This window comes from Sphingomonas sp. FG14, assembly GCF_057809675.1.
The window spans coordinates 61,583-81,384 of sequence record NZ_JBMDKK010000004.1; the positions used below are offsets into that span (position 1 = coordinate 61,583).

Below are 19,802 nucleotides of genomic sequence, written 5' to 3' on the forward strand. Positions count from 1 at the left end.
ATGGCCAAGGTCGCGAAGAGAGTCGTCGAGGCTCTCAAGGAAATCGGCGTCACCCATGTCTTCGGCGTGCCGAGCGGCGGCTGGGTCGATTATATGGAGGAGCTGCGCAAGGCTGACGGCATCGAGTTCGTGCTGGCGACGCACGAGGGTGGCGCCGGCATGATGGCCGATGTCTACGGTCGCCTGACGGGAAAGCCCGGTGTCTGCTTCGGCACCTTCGGCCCTGGCGCGACCAATCTCGCGACCGGCGTGGGCGAGGCGTTGCTCGACCGTTCGCCGATGATCGCGCTCACCGACGAATTCGGCGCGAAGCTACGCGGCCGCACGGTGCAGATGGGGATCGACCATCAGGCGCTGTTCGCGCCACTCACCAAGAAGACGACCCGCCTGACGGCCGACGGCGTCAAGGCGACGCTGTTCGACGCCGCCTTCATCGCGATGGAGGGGCGGCCCGGCCCGGTTCATGTCGGCCTGCCGGTCGGCATGTCCGCGGAGGAAGCGGGCGAGGAAATCCTCCGTTTCGAGACACCAGTCGCACGTGCCGCCGCCGATCCCGATACGCTGGACGAGGCGGCTCGGCTGTTCGCCGATGCGCGCAAACCCGTGCTCGCGCTCGGGCTGGGCGCGGTGGCAGCAGGTGCCGGGCCAAGGGCGCAAGCACTTGCCGAGCGCTTCGGACTGCCTGTCATATTGACGCCGATGGCCAAAGGCCTGCTTGCCGAGGATCATCCCGGCTATGCCGGCATCCTGTTCCACGCACTGAGCGACCAGGTCGGCGTAACCCATGCCGAGGCCGATCTGGTGGTCGCGATCGGCTATGATCCCATCGAGTTCAATTACGAGAGCTGGATGGCCAAGATCCCGCTCGTCAGCCTCGACATCGAGCCCGCCGACATCGACCGCGCAGCCTATCCGGACGTCATTGATGTCGTCGGCGACATCGCGTCGAGCCTCGATACGCTGCTGGCGCTGCCCGCCGCCGCCAAGGACTGGGATCTGATGGCGCTGGCGGAACGGCGCACCGCGATGTTCGCCGCGCTGGAGCCTGGCAACGGCCCCTTCGGGCCGCGCGCGGCCCTTGCGATCCTGCGCGAGCTTTTGCCGACCGACGGCATCATGACGTGCGACGTCGGCGCGCACACCCATCTGATCGGGCAGCTCTGGCGCACGCCGGCGCCGGGAACGCAGATCATGACCAATGGCTGGTCGACCATGGGCTTCGGCGTTCCGGCCGCGATCGCCGCCAAGCTGGTCCATCCCGAACGGCCCGTCTGCGCCGTGGTCGGCGATGGCGGCTTCCTGATGACCGTCGGCGAACTCGCGACCGCGGTGCGCCACAATGCCAGGATCGTGGTCGTCGTGCTCACCGACAACGATCTGGCGCTGATCCGCATCAAGCAGGAGAAGAAGGGCAACCCGATCTACGGCACGCCCGTGCGCGCGAACGGCACCATCGGCGGCGACAATCTGTTCGGCGTGCCCGTCGAGAGCACCCGCACGCCGGAGGAATTCCGCGCGGCACTGGCAAAGGCCTTCGCCGCCGATGGGCCGATGATAGTCGAGGCGATCGTCGACAGCCGCGAATATGACGCCCTCGTCCTCAAGAAGGACAAGCCCGACGCCTGAGGCGCGGCGCATCACCCGAAAACTGGAGAGTCTGGATGAGCGACCTCATCTTTCTGTGCAAGGCTGACAATGTGCCGGAAAACGGCGTGGTACAGGTCACGCCGCCGGGCTTCGACGACGGCATCGCCGTCTACAGGCTGGGCGACGAATATTTCGCGACCGACGACATGTGCACGCATGCGCTGGTGTCGCTGTCGGGTGGAGACGTCGAAGACGGCATCATCCATTGCCCGCTGCATGGCGGCGCCTTCGATATCCGGACCGGCGCTCCCACCGAATATCCCTGTACCCGTCCGCTCAAGACCTATCGCGTCACGCTGAAAGACAACGAGCTTTACGCCGACATGGCGGCCTGATCCGGGCGGGGCTTCGGCCCCGCCCTTTTTCATTGCTCACACTGCGGTCGGCGAGAGCAGATTCACGCCGGCATCCACATCGAGCAAGGCGCCGTTGATATAAGCGGATGCGTCGGACGCGAGAAAAAGCGCGGCATTGGCAATATCCCAGGGCGTTCCGGCCTGACCGCCCGGAAGACTCGCATTCCGCTTCGCCCTGCGCGCCGCAGCGTCCTGCGGATCTCCTCTTTCATACACGCTGAGCCCGACTGGCGTATCGATAAAGCCCGGCAGCACCGCGTTGCACCGTATGCCATGACGGGCATATTCCAACGCCACCGCCTGGGTGAAACCGTTCACGGCGGCCTTGGACGTGCTGTAGGTGATGGCCGGGCCCAGGAAACGTTTCGAGGCCAGCGCCGAGATATTGACGATCGCGCCGCGCCCGCGCGCGATCATGTTCGGCAGCACGGCCCGCGTCGCAACGAACATGCTGCGGACATTGACGGCCATGATGCGATCCCATGTCGCGACATCGGTATCGACAACCGATCCGAAGGTCAGAACACCAACATTGTTGTGAAGCACGTCGATTCCGCCAAAGCGCTCCAGGGCTTCACCAACGATGGCATTGATCGCAGTTTCATCCGCTGCGTCACCGACCAGACCGAGACAATCCCGGCCCATTGCCTGGATCGCGGCGACCGTGCCGCCAACGGCCTCGTGCGAAAGATCGACCGCGACGACGTTCGCGCCTGCCCCCGCATAAGTGATTGCCGCTGCCCGGCCATTGCTGAGCTCATCGGGCTTGATCGAACCGGCCCCGACGACGAGCACCACCCGCCCGTCGAGACGAAAACTCTCGGATCCCAAGGTCATTTGACTTTCATCCCATATCGAGAAGCAGGGCGCGGTGCCCGCCCGGAGGCGCGCAAAATCTCAGTCCGCCGCGACGACCACCGCCGACGGCAAGGTCTCGGATCGTTTGAAACGTGGCAGGCTCGCCAGCATGAGCGCCGATACGAGCAGGCCCGCTGCCGACCAGGCAAGCGCGGTTCCATAATTGCCCGCCGCATCGAAGGCCTCGCCAACCATATAGGGTCCGACCGCGCTGCCGATCATGAAAGCGCCGAATACCCAGCCGTAGATCTGCGCGAACGCGCGTGTCCCGAAATAGCGACTGACGAGCAGGGCGAGCAGATCCGTCTCCGCACCTGTGCCGATGGCGAGAAGGATGACCGCCAGCATGACCTGCAACGCCGATGTGCCGGGAAGCAGCAGCATGGCGGCCCCCGCCGCCGAGAGCAGGAAGCAGAGCGCGCCCACGCGCGGCGCGAAATAGCGATCGAACAAATAGCCGCATGCGATGCGCGAGATCAGCGACACCACGAACATGCCGCTCATCGTCGCGACGGCGAGCTGGGGCGAAACGCCGCGATCGGACAGCAGCGACGGAAGGTGGATCTGGATGCCGTGCAACGCGATCGCGGCGACCAGGAAGACCAGGAACATGGTCATGAAGCTGCGCGTTTTCATGGCCTGCAACAGGCTGGAATCATCCTGCTGCCGCGCGGCCACAGGATCGGGCGAGACGATGCTGCGTGCCCGGCTGCCGACCGCCAGCACCATCGGGATGCCGATCAGGACCGGCAGCACGGCAAGTCCGTAGAATCCCGCCGCCCAACCATATCGTTCGACCAGCAGGATCGCGATCATCGGCGCGACCGCCGCACCGAGCGGCATCCCGCTCATCGCGAAACCGAGCGCCAGACCGCGCGACTTGTCGAATGCGGCAGAGAGAACCTTCACATAGACGACCGAGCTCGACGCCGAACCGACCACACCGATCCAGGCGGCGGCGAGATAGAGGCCCAAAAGTCCGAACTGAGCGATCAGCCCGGGCAGCGCCAGCAACCCGGCCGCATAGGCCAGAATCGAGACCAGGGCCGGGCGCACCACACCTAGACGATCGATCAGCATGCCCGCCACCGGCATGGCCGCCGCCATCGACAGCGCCATGATCGTGATGGCGAGCGAAATCTCGCCACGCCCCCAACCGAACTCTGCGTTCAAGGGCTTCAGGAACACCGAAAGCGGGATGAGAGCGACAGCGATGAGCGACACCGCAACGCCGAACACCGTCGACAGGATCAGGCCCCAGTCGCCGCGATGCAGATCATGTTGCTTCATTCATCGCCCCTGGGCATGGTCGGCCGGAGAACACCGGCCGCGACATGGTTCAATTCGCCGGCTTCCAGATCCAGTCGATATCGTCCTGCGGCGTCGCCTTGGGACGAGCCGAGCGCCACGACGCCGCATCGTCGGGTGATCCCTTGCCCGAATAGCGGGCATATTCGGGATAGGCGAAAAGCGGCCGGGTCCTCACGACGCTGCCGTCCGCACGGCGTTGCGTGGCGACGATGGCGTTCGGCGCCTCACCCTGCTCGACCCACTTCACCATCGGCGTCAGCATGTCGAACTCGTTGGGCGCCTCTCCGCCACGACAATGCAACATGCCCGGAACCATGAAGGCACGGAACCATTGCCGCGTCTTCTCGAACCCGTCCCGCCCCCAGATCTTGGCATAATAATCGAGCGAGCCGAGCGGCGACGAGCCTTCGTCGGACCAGCTGTGATAAAGGATCAGCTTGCCGCCCCGTGCGTGGAACGCATCCAGATCGGGCCGTCCGCGCGGGGGCACGGCATCGTATATCGCCGCCGATTTCTCGAACTTCGCGGCATCGGCGTCGAAATCGACATCCCAGACACCATAGGGCACGCCCGGATTCTTCTCGAACGCGAGATACGGCAGATAGCTGTTGGCGAGATTGGCCAGAAAGGGGCCATTCCAGCCGATCTCGCTACCGAACACCAGATGGCCCGGATACAGGCGCTCGCCCCGGCTGTTGCGAGCGCCATCATAGATATTGCGCGCGGACCGCACCTGCACGTCCGACAGGCAATCGGGCCGATCCTGCCCCGCAGGGCATGCGATCGAGGAGACATCGAAACTGCACTGGCGCGGATCGGTGAGAATACCGTCCTTCAACCCGTCCAGGCCGTCGCATTGCGCCAGCACCGCACGGTGCAGCAGCTTCAGCTTGTCCTCACTGAACACGGGCACATTGTCGCGCGTCAGCAACTGGCGTGCGTCCCATGTGTTGGCGAAGGAACCGAGCCGGCCGGCGAAGGACGGATTTCCGGCGATGATGCCGTCGAAATCGGCCGGATGATTTTGAGCCGACATCAGCCCCTCCCGGCCGCCCGTCGAACAGCCGCGGAGATAGGATCGAGCCGGCCGGGCTCCATAATAGATCGTGGTGATCGCCTTGGCCGCCAACGACGCAACATGGGTCGAACGCGCGCCATAATCGACGCGCAGTTCCGCAACGCCGCCCCAGACCGCGGGCCCGCCCCCGACATGCCCCATATTCTGGGCGGCGACCGCGAATTTACCGGCAAGTTCGGTGTTGCAGGATTCGATATATTTGAGGGTGCCGCAAAGGCCGCCACAGCCTTGCTGGAGATAACGCCCATTCCACCCTGTCGCGGGCAGGCGCAGTTGCACCTGGACTTGCGGCGCGACAACGGCAAGCACCTCGCAATATTCGCCGACCGTTGCCGTCGCCGGAACGGTCCGCGCCGAAACGATGCTGGTCGGCGCATCGGCAAGGCGTGTGAAATCATGCCTCGCCAGCGCCTCGCAGGCCGTTGCCGGCCTGACATCCGCATCCAGCGCCGCAGCCGCCTGCGGCTGCGCTGTCGACGGCGCAGCCGCGATCGCGGCTGATGCGAGGACGAACAGGGCGAATTTCATCAACAACTGGGAAAAGGTCGGTTTGGCAATGCCCATCTCGATCTCCGCGATCAGGCGCCGGATCGTGGCGCAGCTCAGGTCAGTCTGGAAAGATCAGAAACGAAATTGACCGCGCACGCCGATGGTCCGGGGCGTTACGGCATAGACGCGCGTCGCGTCGGGCTTGGCACTCAGGCCCGCCCGTTCCCCGTCATTGGTCAGATTCTCGGCGAAGATTCCGAGATCCGCCGGCCCGATGCGCCAGCCGATAGCCGCGCCAATCAATGTATATGCCGGCAGCTTGTCGTTGAAGATGTTCCGGTCATTGAAGCTGTAATGGGAACTGCCCCGATAGGCGATGTTCGACTGAAGATATCCCTCGCCATGGCCGAGCGGCATCCGATATTCCATCTGCGCCGACGCGTTCCAGCGCGGGACCCGCGGCATGCGGTCGCCCTTGAAGCCGATCGTTCCGCCGGCCACGACATCGGCCGGAAGATCGTGCACGAGCTTGGCATCGGTAAAGGCGACACCGCCGCCGATCGTCAACCTGTCCGTATTGTAGTTCAGCGAGAACTCGGCACCACGGATGCGGGTCTTGCCGGCATTGACGACATAATCGAAGGAACCCGTCTGATCGGATGCCCGGATCTGCTGGTCCGACCAGTCCATTTGATAGATCGTCAGTTCGGAATAGATCTTGCGGTCGAGCAGATACGCCTTTGCGCCGAACTCATAGCTCCACAGCGAGTCCGATCCATAGGATAGCGGGACGACGATGCCCTGCTCCTCGGCAAGTTCCACGCTGCCGTTTGCGCCGCCAAGCCGGAATCCCGAGGCCGCGCGCGCATAAAAGCTTATTGCCGGCGTCATCTCGTAGAGAAGCGAGAAGGCATAGCTTGGGCTATCATCCTTCGTCCTCGTCACTTCGGGCGGTGCAGGGGTATCGATGATATTGACGATCCCCGTCACGAAGCCCTGGACCGATTGGCGGCTGCGATAGGAGTCCGCCGAATAATAGCGCATCCCTGCCGTCATCGTCAGATTGTCGAGGATCTTCCAGTCCAGCTGGCCATAGACGGCCCATTGATCGACCGCCTGCCTGCCTGCGAACGCGTAGGGAATATTTCTGCGCTGGTTGATCGCAGAACATTCCTTGAGATCATAGCATGTGACCAGTCCGTTCGCCGGATCGGCACGCGGCGCCGTCGCCAGCGAATTGTTGACGTCTCGTTCGAAATAGCCGCCGGTCACAATCTGCAGCGGCCCATCGAATTTCGAGGCGAAGCGCAATTCCCCCGTGTAGTTCTTGAAATGCTGCGTATTCACATAGGATATCAGGCCGGGATCGACGGGGCAGCGCAGGCCAGGAAAGGCCGGCTTACCGCCGGCGCAGAAGATCCGGGTCGCCACCCCGGCCAGGATTTCGCCGGTAAAGGTGCTGTCGGCAACCATCCGGCCATATTGACTGGCATAGGAGCCGATCGCGGTGATCGTACCAACGCCCGTATCATATTCTCCGGTCAAGGAATAAAGCGTGTATCGATCGCGATACGGTTCCTGCGTCCGCGTGGTCGCGAGATAGGGGCTCTCCGACAATGTCCATGCCTGCGTCCCATCGGCCTTGATCGACTGATAGGTCGCGGAGGCCAGCAGCCGGAACGCATCGGTCGGCTCGAACAAGAGCTGGACGCGACCGCCGAGCACTTCGCGATCGTTCACATTGGACAGATAGATGTCGCGGTTGCGCCCGGTCTTCTGGTCGATATAGCCGCCGCCGAACTCGCCCCAGCCCGTCGCCCGCACCGCCAATGTGCTGCTCAACGGCAGGTTGAAATAGGCATCGGCTTTCTGGAGCGCATGGCCGCCATCGATGAAGCCGACCGACAAGCCGCCGCCACCTTCGATTCCCGATGTTTTCGGCTTGTTGGCGATGATGCGCAGCGTACCGGCAAGCGAGCCGGCGCCGAACAGCGTGCCCTGCGGCCCCTTGAGCACTTCGATCCGCTCGGCATCGTGCAGCCTGAGTCCGGGCTTGCCATCCCCGCTCTCTTCAAGCGCGCCGCCACCGACAAGCGGGACCTCGTCGACATAGAAGCCCGTCGTCGCGCCGATATCGGAAAGGACGCCGCGAATGATGAACTGGTTACCCGCTGTGCCCTGATTGTTGACGACCAGTGCGGGCTGGATCCTGGTCAGATCCTGGAAAGACGAGACATTCTCGCGCGAGAGCACTTCACCGCTCGTCACGCCGACAGCGACAGGAATGTCCTTCAGCGATTGCGCCCGCCGGGTGGCGGTGACGACGATTTCGGAGGAATCGGCGCCATCGCCCTGTCCGGCAACCTCGCCCCCCGTCTGATCCTGGGCGAGTACGGCTCCGCCTGAACACGCAAGCAGAACGGCAATGCCTGCCTTCGTCATCAATGCCTGGGGCGACACCGTGGCAGCGAGAATATTCCTGAGATTCGTCATTTTTAGCCTCCCTCCGTCGCGCCGTGTCGGCGCAACCGCCAATCTTCGTTCGGCTTCGAGCTGACGGCGGATAAACTCCCGCCCGCGCTTCGCGCCGAATCTGTCCATTCCTGCATCGACGACGCCGAGCTGCGCCGACTGCCGCTTCATCATTTAATGTATACCGTATTGTGCATACATTAAATGATGTGTCAATCGAACATGTGCGGAAGGCGATCGCAACGCCACTGTATATGCCGCGCCTGTTGCATCACGGCATCGGTGGCTGTGCTCGGGGATATCGGATCGAAAGCCACCACCACCTGCTGGCGGCGACGTGCATGTACCGCCAGGATCGCCTGGCAGAGCAAGGTCAGCGACGCGACGACAGCGTCTCCACCAGATTATCCCGCGCGCGCCATCCGGTCGCGATCCTCGGCGTCGACCGCCGCCAGCGACGCGCCACGGGTTTCGCGCATGTAGAGCGCGGCGCCCAGGCTGACCGCGCCGGCGAACAGGATGTAGATCGCGATCGGCGTCCAGTCCTCATAACCGCGCAGCAGCGCGGTGCCGATCAGCGGCGCCCAGGATCCGGCGACGATCGCGGTTGCCTGATAACCCAGCGACACCCCCGAATACCGCATCCGCGTCGGGAACATCTCCGCCATCACCGCGGGCTGCGCGGCATACATCAGGCCGTGCACCGCCAGGCCCAGGATGATCGCCGCCAGGATCTGTATGGTCTCGCCCGTGCCGAACATCGGAAAGGCGACGAAGGGCCAGACCATCGTCAGCGCCGCGCCCAGCATATAGACGGGCCGCCGCCCCCAGCGATCCGCCGCCGCGCCATAAAGCGGGATCAGCACGACATGCACGATATGCGCGAAGAACAGCAATGTCAGGATGCGGGTCGTATCGACCTTGAGATGATTGAGGTAAGTGATCGAGAAGGTGACCACCATATAATAGAGGATGTTCTCGCCGAAGCGCAGGCCCATCGCGGTGAACACGCCGCGTGGATAGCGGCGGAAGACCTCGGTCAGCCCATAGCCGGCATCGGCCTGCTGCTCGATCCGCGCCTTCGCCGCTTCGAAGATCGGCGAATCCGTCACCTGGGTGCGGATATAATAGCCGATGCCGACGATGATCACCGACAGCCAGAAACCGACGCGCCACCCCCATGAGAGGAACGCCTCTTCGGACAGCGTCGCCGAGAGGATGAGCAGCACGACGGTGGCGAGCAGATTGCCGAGCGGCACCCCGGCCTGGGGAAAACTGCCCCAGAAGGCGCGGCTCTTGTTCGGGCTATGCTCGGTCACCAGCAGCACCGCGCCGCCCCATTCGCCGCCGAGCGCGAAACCCTGGACGAAGCGCAACAGCACCAGCAGCGCCGGCGCCCAATAGCCGATCGAGCTGTAGACCGGCAGGCAGCCCATCAGGAAGGTCGAGACGCCGATCAGCACCAGGCTGAACTGGAGCAGCGACTTGCGCCCGATCCGATCGCCGATATGGCCGAAGACCACGCCGCCCAGCGGCCGGGCGATGAAGCCGACGGCATAGGTGGCGAAAGCGGCGATGATCCCGTCCAGCTCGTTGCCGCTATTGGGGAAGAACAGCTTGCCGAACACCAGGGTGGCGGCGGTGCCGTAGAGGAAGAATTCGTACCACTCGACGACGGTGCCGGCCATCGAGGCACCGACCACTTTCTTGAGATAGGGCAGGTCAGCGGTTTCTTCGTGCTTCATATGCCCCAATCCCCAAGCCGTCCCTTTAGCGCCGCTTCACCATCGGCAAAACGCGATCGAGCGGCAATGCCTCGATCGTGCCGTTATGGCCCGCGACCGTCTTCGCCGTGAAGAGCGAATTGAGCACCGCCTCCTCGGTGGCTTCGGCGACGGCCTGGAACAGCGGCGACATGGCGTCGTTGGGAATGGCCTCGACCGATGCCGTCGCCGAGCGGCGCTCGGACGTGCGGCGAACGGCCGCATTGGTCGAAAAGGCGATGGCATAGTCGCCCGACCCGTTGGAGAAGCTCGATCCGGTGCGCGCGATACCGGCAAAGGCGCGTTCGGCGATGCGGCGCAGATTGCGGTCGGACACCGGCGCGTCGGTGGCGATGACGATCACCACCGATCCGTCGGCCTTGCGCTGCTCGATCTCGGTCTTGAAATCATATTTGCCCAGCCGGACGCCGACGGGAACGCCGGCCACATTGAGCACGCCGCCATAATTGGACTGTACCAGCACGCCCACCGTCCAGCCGCCCAGCGATCCGGGCAGCTTGCGCGACGATGTGCCGATGCCGCCCTTAAAGCCAAAGGCAACCGTGCCAGTGCCGGCACCGACCGCGCCTTCCTCCACCTTGCCGGTCCTGGCGGTCTCGATCGCGCGGCGAGCATCGGCCTTGGTGACATGACGGCCGCGAATGTCGTTGAGATAACCGTCATTGGTTTCACCGACCACGGCGTTGACCGAGCGCACCTGCTCGTTGCCCGGCTGGGCAAGCGTCCATTCGATCGCGCCCGCCGCCCCCTCCGCGACGTTGAGCGTGTTGGTCAGCAGGATCGGCGTCTCGACCTCGCCCAGTTCGGCCACCTGCGTCGATCCCATGAACTTGCCGAAGGCATTCTCGGCGACGAAGCCGGCAGGCACCTTGTCCTGAAAGATGTTGCCGCCATGCGGCAGGATCGCGGTGACGCCGGTATGTATCTTCGTGCCCTCGACCAGGGTCACCTGCCCGACGCGCACGCCCTCGACATCGGTGATGCCGTTGAGCGGTCCGGGTTCGAGGATGCCGACGACTACCCCCGCATCGCGGGCGCGCGGCCCCGCGAGCGCGGCACCGCCGATCGTCATGGCCAGCACCATCACCGCCGCCGCCGTCGCGAAATTCTTCTTCACCACATTCCCCTTCATTGTCGTCCGTGGAACGCTTGGCTGCAGCACCACGTTTGATCCTTGCTCGCCCCTTAGCGGACGTAATCGATCCTTCGGAGTGGAAATATGCTTTGGACCATCGCCGTCATCCTCCTGGTGCTCTGGCTGCTGGGATTCGCCTTCCATGTCGCCGGCGGGCTGATCCATATCCTGCTGGTGATCGCGGTCATCGTGGGGCTTATCCAGCTCTTCACCGGCCGTCGCGTGGTTTAGCTTTTCGGGTGAGGCCGGTGCGCGCCGGTTCTCGATCAACGCCATTCTCGCTCCGGCCTGACCCGAAAAGGCCGCAGCGAATTTCGTTTTGACCGCAAGAAGCGGAGAGCACTCGGATCGGTCGGGTGCCATTGTGTCTTCAAGAGGACATTCCTGGAGATATGCGATGCGCACCGACGATCGCCCCTTCGTGGGCGAAACAATGAGCTATGGTTTCATCGAAGCGCCGATCGGGATCGCGCTGGTCGCGGCAAGCGAGCGTGGTGTCGCCGCGATCCTGATCGGCAGCGATCGCGCACGCTTGTTGCGCGACCTGCACGCCGCGCTCGGCGGTGCCACGCTGCATGAAGATGTCGCCGCAATGGCGCCGACGCTGGATGCGGTCGCGGCATTGCTGGCCTATCCGGAAAAGGGTGCGTCCTTTGCGCTGGACCTGCGCGGTTCGCCGCTCGAGCTCGCGGTATGGAAGGCTCTCCGCATGGTGCCGGGCGGGCAGACGATCGGCTATGGCGAGCTCGCCCGCTGGCTGAGCATTCCTGCAACCGCGCAGGAAGTCGGTGCGGCCTGCGCCGCCAATCGCGTCGCGGTCGCGGTGCCGTGCCACCGTGTGGTGAAGGCCGATGGCGGAATCTCGGGCTATCGCTGGGGCGTCGAACGCAAGCGGCGGCTGATCAATATGGAGGGCGTCGCTTGAGCATCGTCGCGGACCGCGCCGATGCGGTCGACTGGAACGGAATCGGGGCGGACCTCGATGCGCAAGGCTGGGCGATGCTGCCGGGATTGCTGAGCGAAGCCGAATGCGGCGCCATGGCCGCGCTCTACGCGCCGACCGACGCCTTTCGCAGCCATGTCGTCATGGCGCGCCACGGCTTCGGAAAGGGTGAATATCGCTATTTCGCCTATCCGCTACCGCCCTTGGTGCAGGGGTTGCGGACGGCGCTCTATCCGCATCTCGCGCCCATCGCCAATCGCTGGCACCAGCGCATGGGAATGGATGCGGGCTTTCCGGCCGATCACGTCGATTTCCTGCGCCGCTGCCATGATGCCGGGCAGAAGCGCCCGACGCCGTTGCTGCTGCGTTATGGCGCGGGCGACTATAATTGCCTGCATCAGGATCTGTACGGCGCGCATGTGTTTCCACTGCAAGCGGCGATCCTGCTCTCGCGGCCCGGCACGGATTTCACGGGCGGCGAATTCATACTGACCGAACAGCGCCCGCGCATGCAGTCACGCGCGGAAGTGGTGCCGCTGGGCAAGGGCGATGCCGTGATCTTCGCGGTCAATACCCGCCCCCGCGCGGGCACGCGTGGCGATTATCGCGCGACGCTTCGCCACGGGGTAAGCACGCTGCGGTCGGGGCATCGCCATACGCTGGGGATCATCTTCCACGATGCTGCATGACCTGTTCGCGCGCGATCGCCTGGCCATCGCCCCCGGCGCGGTGCTGCTCGGCGGCTTCGCATCGCATGACGCGCAAGACATGCTCGATCATATTGCCGCCATCGCCGTGCGCGCGCCGTTCCGCCATATGGAAACGCCCGGCGGTCGCCGCATGTCGGTGGCGACGACGAGTTGCGGCGCGCTCGGCTGGACGAGCAGCGCACGCGGCTATCGTTATGCCCCGCTTGATCCGGAAAGCGGCGTCGCATGGTCCCCGATGCCCGACATCTTCGCCAACCTGGCTGCACTGGCGGCGGCCGAGGCCGGCTATCCCGGCTATGCGCCGGATGCATGCCTGATCAATCGCTATGCGCCGGGCACGCGGCTGACGCTGCATCAGGATCGCAACGAAATCGACATGGCGGCGCCGATCGTCTCGATCTCGCTCGGCCTGTCCGCGACCTTTTTATGGGGTGGCGCGGAACGCAGCGACCGGCCACGGCGCATCCCGTTGCATCATGGCGACGTGATGATCTGGGGCGGCCCGGCGCGCCTCACCTTTCACGGCATCGACACACTGCCGCGCGGCGAACATCCGGCGACCGGACCGTATCGCTACAATCTCAGCTTCCGCCAGACCGGAATCCGGCCCGATCCGCCAGCGCCGCGTTGATCATGCCGGCGAGCGCGACATCGCGTTCGGACACGCCATCGGCATCGTGGGTGGTCAGCCAGATATCGACGCGGTCGTGCACGTTGGACCATTCGGGGTGATGGTCGGCGGCATCGGCCGCGATCGCGATCTGCGCCATGAAGCCGACGGCTTCGGTGCAGCTCGGGAAACGGAGCCGACGGTACAGCGCATTACGGGCATCATCGAAGGCCCAGCCGTCCAGCCCGGCAAGCGCCGCGTCGCGCGCCTCAGTCGAAAGCGGGGTCATGCGAACACCTTCAGCAGCGGGGTCGCCGCCTCCACGAACCGCTCGATGCTCTCCTCGGTCAGCCCGGCGATGTTGATGCGGCCATTGCCCGCCATGTAGATGCCGTACATCTCGCGCAGCTCCACCACCGCCTCGGGCGAGAAAGGCAACAGCGCGAACATGCCGGTCTGCCGCGCAGCGCCGGCGAACAGCGGATGGCTCTCGGCCAGTTTCTCGCGCAGCCGCGAGATGCGGTCGCGCATCTCGTCGAGCTCGGCATGCCAGAGCGCGACCAGTTCCGGACGCTCCAGGATGACACGGACGATCGCGGCGCCATGATCGGGCGGCATCGACCAGATGCCGCGCGCCACCACCAGCATGTTGTCGCGCGCGATCTGCGTCGCATCCGCCGTCCGGCACTGCACCCAGAGCGCGCCGACACGCTCGCGATACAGGCCGAAATTCTTGTCGCAGGAATAAGCGAGCAAAGCCTCGTCGCAGGCGGCGAGCAGACGGCGCGCGAGCCCCGCATCCTCCTCCAGCCCGCGGCCCAGGCCCTGATAGGCAAGGTCGATCAGCGGCACGAGGCCACGGCGCGCGCAGAGCTCCGCCAGCGCTTCCGCCTGTCCCTCATCCAGCTCGGCGCCGGTGGGATTGTGCGACGATCCATGCACCAGCACGACATCGCCGCGCTCCGCACCCTCCAGCGCGTTCATCATCGCGCCGAATTCGATCCGCTGCGTTTCCGCGTCGAAAAAGGGATGGACGAGGATCTCGAGCCCGGCGCCCGCGAAGATCGGCGCGTGATTGGGCCAGGTGGGCGTGCCCGTCCAGATGCGGGCGCCGGGGCGCGATTGCGCAACGAGTTCAGCGGCCAATCGCAGCGCGCCGGTTCCGCCCGGTGTCTGCACGCCGCTCAGCCGCGACGATCCCGCCATCTCCGCACCGAACACGATCGGTTCGAGCAACTGCACGAAGTCGACATCGCCCTCGGCACCCAGATAGGATTTGCTCTCCTGCGTCTCGAGCAGGATGCGCTCGGCCGCCTTGACCGCTTTCAACACCGGCGTGGCGCCGTCGTCGTCGCGATAGATGCCGACGCCCAGGTCGATCTTGCCGGGACGCGGATCGTCACGATGAAGCGCGATCAGCCGCAACAGGCCGTCGGCGGGTTGGGGCGAGAGCCCCGAAAACAATGTGGTCATGCAGCGGACTCCAGACGCGAATGCGCATAGGCTTGGCTGCCATGCGTAAAGACGACGTCGTCCGCAAGCACATCGTCGGTCTTCAGGTCGGTCGCGCCGGCGAGCGACGCATAGATCGGCGCGAAATCGGTCTCCAGCGTCTGGCGCAGCAGATCTTCGAAGCTATCGATGACGAAATAGGTCTGCTGATAGTCGTCGATGCGATAGTCGGTCCGCATCACGCGCTGCAGATCGAAGCCGATCCGGTTGGGCGAGGGGTCGTCGAGCGCGAAGCGCGATTCGCCGAAGGACGAGACGATGCCGGCGCCATAGAGCTTGAGCGCATCGCCATCGCGGATCAGCCCGAACTCCACCGTATACCAGTAGAGCCGCGCGAGCTGCTTGATCATGCCGAGCTTGGCGGCGCGCAAGCCGCCCTCGCCATAGGCCTGCATGTAATCGGCGAACACCGGATGCGCGAGCAGCGGCACATGGCCGAACACGTCGTGGAAGATATCGGGTTCCTGCAGATAGTCGATCTGCTCGGGCGTGCGGATGAAGCGGCCCGCGACGAACCGCCGATTGGCGAGATGATCGAAGAACACCTCGTCGGGCACCAGCCCGGGGACGGCCACGACCTGCCAGCCGGTGGCCTTCATCAACCGGTCCGACAATTCGTCGAAATCGGGAATGCCTGGGCGCGACATGCGCAATATGTCCAACCCATCCATGAAGGCGGGCACGACCCGCGACGGCAACATCTCCGCCTGGCGCGCGAAAAGCGTGTCCCACATCGCATGTTCGTCGGGCGTGTAGGACGCCCAATCCTGCGGAACGGTCCAATCCTCGGCGGAGCCGGGGGGGCGAATGATATCTGAGCCAGCCATGATACGATTATACGCCATTCGCGCGAAATATGATTCCTGATTCGTCGCCATCCGCGTAAGGATTGAAGAAGATTCGTTGGAAATAGTGATCCTATGAAAGAAACCCATCAACTCGATGCCGTCGACCGCCGTATCCTCGCGGCGCTGCAGGAAGACGCCTCGATCAGCCATGCCGCGCTCGCCGAACGTGTCGGCGCCTCGACGGCGTCCTGCTGGCGGCGGATCAAGGCCTTGGAAACCGCCGGCGTGCTCACCCGCACCGTCCGGCTGGTCGATGCCGGCAAGGTCGGGCGCGGGGTCAATGTGCTCTGCCATATCCGCATGCGCAGCCATACCGCCGAAGGTGTCGAGGCGTTCGAGAGCTTCGTGCGGTCACGCCCCGAGATCCTCGAATGCTATTCGATGTCGGGCGACTGGGATTATCTGCTGCGCATCTCGGTGTGCGACGTCGCCGACTATGAGCATTTCCTGATGCGCACGCTGTTGCGCCACCCCTCGGTCGCGACCGGCGCTTCGCATTTCGCGCTGGGGCAGGTGAAATACACCACCGCGATTCCGGTGTGACGACCGCCTTATCCTGCCGCCTCGGCCCAGCGATCGCGATAGGCGCGCAGCGCCACGAACACCGTGAGATCGTCGGCATTCGGATCGAGCGCGGGATCGAGTTCGGCAAGGCGCGTTCGCAAAGCCCGACTTGCGCAACGCAGGAACGGATTGATCCGGCGCTCCTCGTCCAATGTGGTGAAGCGCAGCCGATCGGTCGGTAGATCCGCGACTTCGGCGAAAAGTGCCGCAACATCATCATTGCCGGGCTCGACATGCGTCGCAAAGCTCAGGTTGCGCGCGAGATAGTCATGTCCCGGATAGACTATGGTCGCCCCATCCATCGGCACGATCTTGTCGGTCAGGCTCTCGAACAAGGTCGGCGCATGGCCGCCATAGCCGCAATTGCCCGCCCCGGCGGCGAACAGCGTATCGCCGGAAATCAGGAAGGGTTTGCCACCATCCTCCCCGCTGAGCGCGATATGCGCCATGGTGTGCCCTGGCGTCGCCAGCACCTTCAGCGTCACTGTCGCGCCGATCACGATCTCGTCGCCGTCGGACAGCATGCGGTCGATGGGGAGGATCGTGCCCGCTGCCGCCAGCGGCGCCAGGATCTGCAGATCGTCCTGCGCCTTCATCGCCGCGTTGCGCCCGGCATGATCCCAATGTTCGTGCGTGTTGACGATCGCGGTCAGGTGCAGGCCGTTGGCGGCCACGGCCGCGCGCACGGCTTCGTCGTCATAGGGATCGACCGAAACCGCTTCGCGGGTTTCGCGGCAGAAGACGATATAATGGAAATGATCGAAGCGGGTGCCCGGCCGAAGCGGCAGCACCGCCATCACCAGTCGCCCGAGGCCAGCGCGTCGCGCAGATTGTCGAAGAACAAAGTATAGTTCGCCTCCGACATGGCGCGCGCCGCGTCCTCCGTCATGTCGACCGGCACGAAGGTGGAACGCGCGAGCAGCACGGATGCGTTCGGGCCGGCGGGGATCACCTTGGCGAAACCCAGATAGCCAGCAAAGGGCACGATATCGCCGGTATCGACGATCTCGAAGGTCATCTCCATCGCCTGCGGATCGAAATGGACCAGCTTTTCCTTCACGGTGCCGCTGCCCAGATGCCCCTCGGTCCGCATGGTGCGAACCATGCCGAGCCCTTCGCCCTCGAACGCGATTTCCGAGACGAAACCGAGTTCGGCGCGGCGCTGGCCGTCCTCGGTGGCGAACAGCCGCCACAGGCGGTCGGCGGATGCCTCGAAGCGCGAGGCGCGTTCGATCGTGATCATTGCCCCTTCCCCCCCTTGGCGAGCACCGCACCGCGTGCGCCCTTGTCGAGTTCCCATTGCAGCCGCATCTTGTGCACCTTGAGCACCATCGCGGTCTCCACGGCGGCGATATCCGGCTGGCCGTAGCAATGGTCGATCAGGAAGGTGCGATAATCCTCGTGCGACCGATGATAGGTCGCCAGGCCGATATCGAAGCGGCCCAACGTCATGATCAGGTAGAAGACTTCGGGCACGTCGCTCAGCCGGGCGATCAGCGCCTCGATATCGGCGCCCGGCGCCGCGTTGATGAAGGTCTGGGCATTGAACGCGTAACCGAAGGCCTCGGGCAACGCCTCCGCCTGGATGGTGATCACATTGTCGTCGATCAACTGGCGGACGCGGTTGCGCACCGTTCCTTCGGACACGCCGACCGCGGCGGCGATGTTGGAATAAGGCATGCGCCCGTCCTGCTGGAGCAGGCGGATGATGCGGCTGTTGAGCTCATGTGTATCGTCCACGCCCGATCCAGTCGCGACCGGTGAAGCCTCACCCCCGCGCCGTGCGCCGCCTCGTCCTTTTTCAGCCATATTCCAATCTCCTGGCGCCTTCGGATCCATGATCGGCAACTAGCCCATTGCGATGCTTTCCGCAACATACTCGTTTGAAATATACGTATTCCTCATCAACATCCACCATACAATGATGAATCCTTATTGACTCGCTCGAAATCGAGGCATATCCACAATCCAACCCGACAAACGGGATTTCAGGAGAATGCCTTGACCCAGGTTGCGCCCAGATTCGCGGCCCGATCGCTCGCGCCCCAGCCGGAGGGAAGCGACGGCCTGTTCAGCCAGACCTGGTTCCCGGTGTGCCGCTCGGACGAGGTCGTGAAGGACCGTGTGCAGGGTTTCGATTTCCTCGGCGGACGCGTGATCGTCATCCGCGACGCCGATGGCCAGGCGCACGTGATGAGCGCCTATTGCCCGCATATGGGCGCCGATCTGTGCACCGGCGAGATGATCGAGGGCACGGTGCGCTGCCCATTCCATTTCTGGCGATACGATGCCGAGGGGCGCTGCGTGGCGACCGGATCGGGCGATCCGACACCGCCGACCGCCCGGCTCTTCGCCTTTCCCACCGTCGAACGCTATGGCTGCATCTTCGCCTTCAACGGCGAGACGCCGCTGTTCGACATTCCGGATTTTCCCGACGCGCCGAAAAACCTGATCTGGAAAACCGGCGAATATGACCGCGAGATGCCGGCCGATCCCTGGGTGATCTGCTGCAACACGCCCGACATGCAGCATATCCAGGTCGTGCACGGCATCAGCTTCGATAACGGCATGCCGCATGATCGGGTCGAATGGTCACCGCATTCGATGGTCTATGAATTCGCGGGCACGATGCGCGACGGTTCGGCGATCAAGTTCCGCGTCGGCATCTTTGGCGCCAATATCTATTGGCAGGACGGGTATATCGACGGCCGCTGGTTCGGCTTCATCGCGCCGATGGGTCTGCCGAGACCCGGTCATTCCCGCCTTTTCTTCACCGTTGGCGTCGAGGACGATGGCAGCGACCCTGCCGAAGCCAGCGCCTTTCTCGACGCGATGTACGCGCTCGAAGTACATGTCGCGACCGAAGATTTGCCGATCATCGAGCATGCCCGCTTCAAGCCCGGCACGCTGACGCGCAGCGACCAGACGCTCGCGCGCTTCCTGCAATATCTGCGCGACTATCCGCGCGCGCATCCGTCGGCGGCATTCATCAGCTGACGCTCAACCTAGGGGAAACGATCATGAGGGGCGGCATCACCGACAGCGACCTGACCGAAATCCTGGCCTTGTGTCCGCGCCTCTACGCGGCCGTGGGCTGGAACCCGGAGCAGGCGCCCGACTGGGAGAGTTTTCGCGCCTGCTGCCATCCGCAGGCGATCCTCGCGCCGTTGAGCGCGGGTGCGGCCGCGACGATCACGATTCCCGATTTCATCGGCGCGATGACCGCCCAGCGCGCCTCCGGCGAGCTGATCGATTTCAGCGAAGTCGAGCTCGGCCGCCATGTCGAGGCGTTCGGCAATGTCGCCAGCGTCCGCAGCAGCTTCACCGCGGTCATGAACGGTGCCGAACGGCGCGGCGTCACCTTCGCGCAAATCGTCCGCCATGAGGGCCGCTGGCTCATCCTGTCGGCGATCTGGGACAATGAGGCGGAAGGCCGCCCCGTCCCCGCCGATCTCGCCTGAGGCGAAACCACAGCAACGATAAAA

At 64.3% G+C, this 19,802-nt stretch carries 21 protein-coding genes; 9 read left to right on the forward strand and 12 right to left on the reverse strand.

The genetic code is table 11. From position 1 onward, the window contains the following. Both ACODTA_RS15425 and ACODTA_RS15430 read left to right on the forward strand, forming a co-directional pair. Positions 1 to 1,626, forward strand: coding sequence for a thiamine pyrophosphate-binding protein (locus ACODTA_RS15425; RefSeq protein ID WP_489066846.1), 1,626 nt, complete (start codon positions 1 to 3; stop codon positions 1,624 to 1,626). 35 nt (positions 1,627 to 1,661) lie between these two features. Continuing rightward, positions 1,662 to 1,982, forward strand: a complete 321-nt coding sequence (locus tag ACODTA_RS15430) for a non-heme iron oxygenase ferredoxin subunit (RefSeq protein WP_489066847.1) — start codon at positions 1,662 to 1,664, stop codon at positions 1,980 to 1,982. 36 nt (positions 1,983 to 2,018) lie between these two features. Here ACODTA_RS15430 and ACODTA_RS15435 read toward each other — a convergent pair whose 3' ends face one another. The 6 genes from ACODTA_RS15435 to ACODTA_RS15460 form a co-directional block, all read right to left on the reverse strand. Next, complete coding sequence (locus ACODTA_RS15435; RefSeq protein WP_489066848.1) at positions 2,019 to 2,840, reverse strand: SDR family NAD(P)-dependent oxidoreductase; 822 nt, start codon at positions 2,838 to 2,840, stop codon at positions 2,019 to 2,021. 60 nt (positions 2,841 to 2,900) lie between these two features. Beyond that, positions 2,901 to 4,151, reverse strand: coding sequence for an MFS transporter (locus tag ACODTA_RS15440; RefSeq protein WP_489066849.1), 1,251 nt, complete (start codon positions 4,149 to 4,151; stop codon positions 2,901 to 2,903). Between the two features lie 49 nt (positions 4,152 to 4,200). Next, the gene (locus ACODTA_RS15445; RefSeq protein ID WP_489066850.1) at positions 4,201 to 5,778 is read right to left on the reverse strand and encodes a tannase/feruloyl esterase family alpha/beta hydrolase; all 1,578 of its coding nucleotides are present in this window, start codon (positions 5,776 to 5,778) and stop codon (positions 4,201 to 4,203) included. A 93-nt stretch (positions 5,779 to 5,871) separates the two neighbouring features. Next, on the reverse strand, positions 5,872 to 8,232 hold the full coding sequence (locus ACODTA_RS15450; protein WP_489066851.1) for a TonB-dependent receptor: 2,361 nt from the start codon (positions 8,230 to 8,232) through the stop codon (positions 5,872 to 5,874). 383 nt (positions 8,233 to 8,615) lie between these two features. Continuing rightward, positions 8,616 to 9,956 carry an MFS transporter gene (locus ACODTA_RS15455; RefSeq protein ID WP_489066852.1) on the reverse strand — a complete coding sequence of 447 codons (1,341 nt, stop codon included), beginning with the start codon at positions 9,954 to 9,956 and terminating at the stop codon, positions 8,616 to 8,618. Between the two features lie 25 nt (positions 9,957 to 9,981). Next, positions 9,982 to 11,079: a DmpA family aminopeptidase gene (locus ACODTA_RS15460; protein ID WP_489067118.1), complete on the reverse strand. Its 1,098-nt coding sequence runs from the start codon at positions 11,077 to 11,079 to the stop codon at positions 9,982 to 9,984. Between the two features lie 135 nt (positions 11,080 to 11,214). On the opposite strand from ACODTA_RS15460, the gene ACODTA_RS15465 reads away from it, so the two are divergent. From ACODTA_RS15465 to alkB, 4 genes are all read left to right on the forward strand, one after another. Next, positions 11,215 to 11,361, forward strand: coding sequence for a lmo0937 family membrane protein (locus tag ACODTA_RS15465; RefSeq protein WP_222991311.1), 147 nt, complete (start codon positions 11,215 to 11,217; stop codon positions 11,359 to 11,361). Between the two features lie 166 nt (positions 11,362 to 11,527). Continuing rightward, positions 11,528 to 12,055, forward strand: a complete 528-nt coding sequence (locus ACODTA_RS15470; protein WP_489066853.1) for a methylated-DNA--[protein]-cysteine S-methyltransferase — start codon at positions 11,528 to 11,530, stop codon at positions 12,053 to 12,055. Positions 12,056 to 12,057: 2 nt separating this feature from the next. Beyond that, complete coding sequence (locus ACODTA_RS15475; RefSeq protein ID WP_489067119.1) at positions 12,058 to 12,762, forward strand: 2OG-Fe(II) oxygenase; 705 nt, start codon at positions 12,058 to 12,060, stop codon at positions 12,760 to 12,762. Next, positions 12,752 to 13,414, forward strand: coding sequence for a DNA oxidative demethylase AlkB (gene alkB, locus ACODTA_RS15480; protein ID WP_489066854.1), 663 nt, complete (start codon positions 12,752 to 12,754; stop codon positions 13,412 to 13,414). The genes ACODTA_RS15475 and alkB overlap by 11 nt, the downstream gene beginning before the upstream one ends. Here the strand turns inward: alkB and ACODTA_RS15485 are convergent. From ACODTA_RS15485 to phhA, 3 genes are read right to left on the reverse strand one after another with little or no spacing between them, the layout of a single operon-like run. Continuing rightward, positions 13,365 to 13,682 (reverse strand): 4a-hydroxytetrahydrobiopterin dehydratase, encoded by a 318-nt coding sequence (locus tag ACODTA_RS15485; protein WP_489066855.1) that lies wholly within the window; start codon positions 13,680 to 13,682, stop codon positions 13,365 to 13,367. The two genes, alkB and ACODTA_RS15485, sit on opposite strands and share 50 nt — an antisense overlap. Next, positions 13,679 to 14,866, reverse strand: a complete 1,188-nt coding sequence (locus ACODTA_RS15490; RefSeq protein ID WP_489066856.1) for an amino acid aminotransferase — start codon at positions 14,864 to 14,866, stop codon at positions 13,679 to 13,681. The genes ACODTA_RS15485 and ACODTA_RS15490 overlap by 4 nt, the downstream gene beginning before the upstream one ends. Next, positions 14,863 to 15,732, reverse strand: coding sequence for a phenylalanine 4-monooxygenase (gene phhA / locus ACODTA_RS15495; RefSeq protein ID WP_489066857.1), 870 nt, complete (start codon positions 15,730 to 15,732; stop codon positions 14,863 to 14,865). The genes ACODTA_RS15490 and phhA overlap by 4 nt, the downstream gene beginning before the upstream one ends. A gap of 93 nt (positions 15,733 to 15,825) precedes the next feature. Between phhA and ACODTA_RS15500 the strand changes: the two genes are divergently transcribed. After that, on the forward strand, positions 15,826 to 16,296 hold the full coding sequence (locus ACODTA_RS15500) for an Lrp/AsnC family transcriptional regulator (RefSeq protein WP_489066858.1): 471 nt from the start codon (positions 15,826 to 15,828) through the stop codon (positions 16,294 to 16,296). An 8-nt stretch (positions 16,297 to 16,304) separates the two neighbouring features. On the opposite strand, the gene ACODTA_RS15505 is transcribed toward ACODTA_RS15500, so the two are convergent. The 3 genes from ACODTA_RS15505 to ACODTA_RS15515 are packed head-to-tail and all read right to left on the reverse strand — an operon-like array spanning position 16,305 to position 18,126. Beyond that, positions 16,305 to 17,114 carry a hydroxyacylglutathione hydrolase C-terminal domain-containing protein gene (locus ACODTA_RS15505; protein WP_489066859.1) on the reverse strand — a complete coding sequence of 270 codons (810 nt, stop codon included), beginning with the start codon at positions 17,112 to 17,114 and terminating at the stop codon, positions 16,305 to 16,307. Continuing rightward, the gene (locus tag ACODTA_RS15510) at positions 17,114 to 17,560 is read right to left on the reverse strand and encodes an SRPBCC family protein (RefSeq protein ID WP_489066860.1); all 447 of its coding nucleotides are present in this window, start codon (positions 17,558 to 17,560) and stop codon (positions 17,114 to 17,116) included. The genes ACODTA_RS15505 and ACODTA_RS15510 overlap by 1 nt, the downstream gene beginning before the upstream one ends. Next, the gene (locus tag ACODTA_RS15515) at positions 17,557 to 18,126 is read right to left on the reverse strand and encodes an Lrp/AsnC family transcriptional regulator (protein ID WP_489066861.1); all 570 of its coding nucleotides are present in this window, start codon (positions 18,124 to 18,126) and stop codon (positions 17,557 to 17,559) included. The genes ACODTA_RS15510 and ACODTA_RS15515 overlap by 4 nt, the downstream gene beginning before the upstream one ends. Before the next feature lie 192 nt (positions 18,127 to 18,318). Between ACODTA_RS15515 and ACODTA_RS15520 the strand changes: the two genes are divergently transcribed. Then, entirely contained in the window at positions 18,319 to 19,314 is a 996-nt protein-coding gene (locus ACODTA_RS15520; protein ID WP_489066862.1) for an aromatic ring-hydroxylating oxygenase subunit alpha, read from the forward strand. Between the two features lie 23 nt (positions 19,315 to 19,337). Beyond that, on the forward strand, positions 19,338 to 19,778 hold the full coding sequence (locus ACODTA_RS15525) for a hypothetical protein (RefSeq protein WP_489066863.1): 441 nt from the start codon (positions 19,338 to 19,340) through the stop codon (positions 19,776 to 19,778). Positions 19,779 to 19,802 lie beyond the last annotated feature (24 nt).

Coding starts and splice junctions, on each gene's coding strand:
- ACODTA_RS15425 (WP_489066846.1), top strand. CDS start 1: ATGGCCAAGGTCGCGAAGAGAGTCGTCGAGGCTCTCAAGGAAATCGGC.
- ACODTA_RS15430 (WP_489066847.1), top strand. CDS start 1,662: ATGAGCGACCTCATCTTTCTGTGCAAGGCTGACAATGTGCCGGAAAAC.
- ACODTA_RS15435 (WP_489066848.1), bottom strand. CDS start 2,840: ATGACCTTGGGATCCGAGAGTTTTCGTCTCGACGGGCGGGTGGTGCTC.
- ACODTA_RS15440 (WP_489066849.1), bottom strand. CDS start 4,151: ATGAAGCAACATGATCTGCATCGCGGCGACTGGGGCCTGATCCTGTCG.
- ACODTA_RS15445 (WP_489066850.1), bottom strand. CDS start 5,778: ATGAAATTCGCCCTGTTCGTCCTCGCATCAGCCGCGATCGCGGCTGCG.
- ACODTA_RS15450 (WP_489066851.1), bottom strand. CDS start 8,232: ATGACGAATCTCAGGAATATTCTCGCTGCCACGGTGTCGCCCCAGGCA.
- ACODTA_RS15455 (WP_489066852.1), bottom strand. CDS start 9,956: ATGAAGCACGAAGAAACCGCTGACCTGCCCTATCTCAAGAAAGTGGTC.
- ACODTA_RS15460 (WP_489067118.1), bottom strand. CDS start 11,079: ATGGTGCTGGCCATGACGATCGGCGGTGCCGCGCTCGCGGGGCCGCGC.
- ACODTA_RS15465 (WP_222991311.1), top strand. CDS start 11,215: ATGCTTTGGACCATCGCCGTCATCCTCCTGGTGCTCTGGCTGCTGGGA.
- ACODTA_RS15470 (WP_489066853.1), top strand. CDS start 11,528: ATGCGCACCGACGATCGCCCCTTCGTGGGCGAAACAATGAGCTATGGT.
- alkB (WP_489066854.1), top strand. CDS start 12,752: ATGCTGCATGACCTGTTCGCGCGCGATCGCCTGGCCATCGCCCCCGGC.
- ACODTA_RS15485 (WP_489066855.1), bottom strand. CDS start 13,682: ATGACCCCGCTTTCGACTGAGGCGCGCGACGCGGCGCTTGCCGGGCTG.
- ACODTA_RS15490 (WP_489066856.1), bottom strand. CDS start 14,866: ATGACCACATTGTTTTCGGGGCTCTCGCCCCAACCCGCCGACGGCCTG.
- phhA (WP_489066857.1), bottom strand. CDS start 15,732: ATGGCTGGCTCAGATATCATTCGCCCCCCCGGCTCCGCCGAGGATTGG.
- ACODTA_RS15500 (WP_489066858.1), top strand. CDS start 15,826: ATGAAAGAAACCCATCAACTCGATGCCGTCGACCGCCGTATCCTCGCG.
- ACODTA_RS15505 (WP_489066859.1), bottom strand. CDS start 17,114: ATGGCGGTGCTGCCGCTTCGGCCGGGCACCCGCTTCGATCATTTCCAT.
- ACODTA_RS15510 (WP_489066860.1), bottom strand. CDS start 17,560: ATGATCACGATCGAACGCGCCTCGCGCTTCGAGGCATCCGCCGACCGC.
- ACODTA_RS15515 (WP_489066861.1), bottom strand. CDS start 18,126: ATGGCTGAAAAAGGACGAGGCGGCGCACGGCGCGGGGGTGAGGCTTCA.
- ACODTA_RS15525 (WP_489066863.1), top strand. CDS start 19,338: ATGAGGGGCGGCATCACCGACAGCGACCTGACCGAAATCCTGGCCTTG.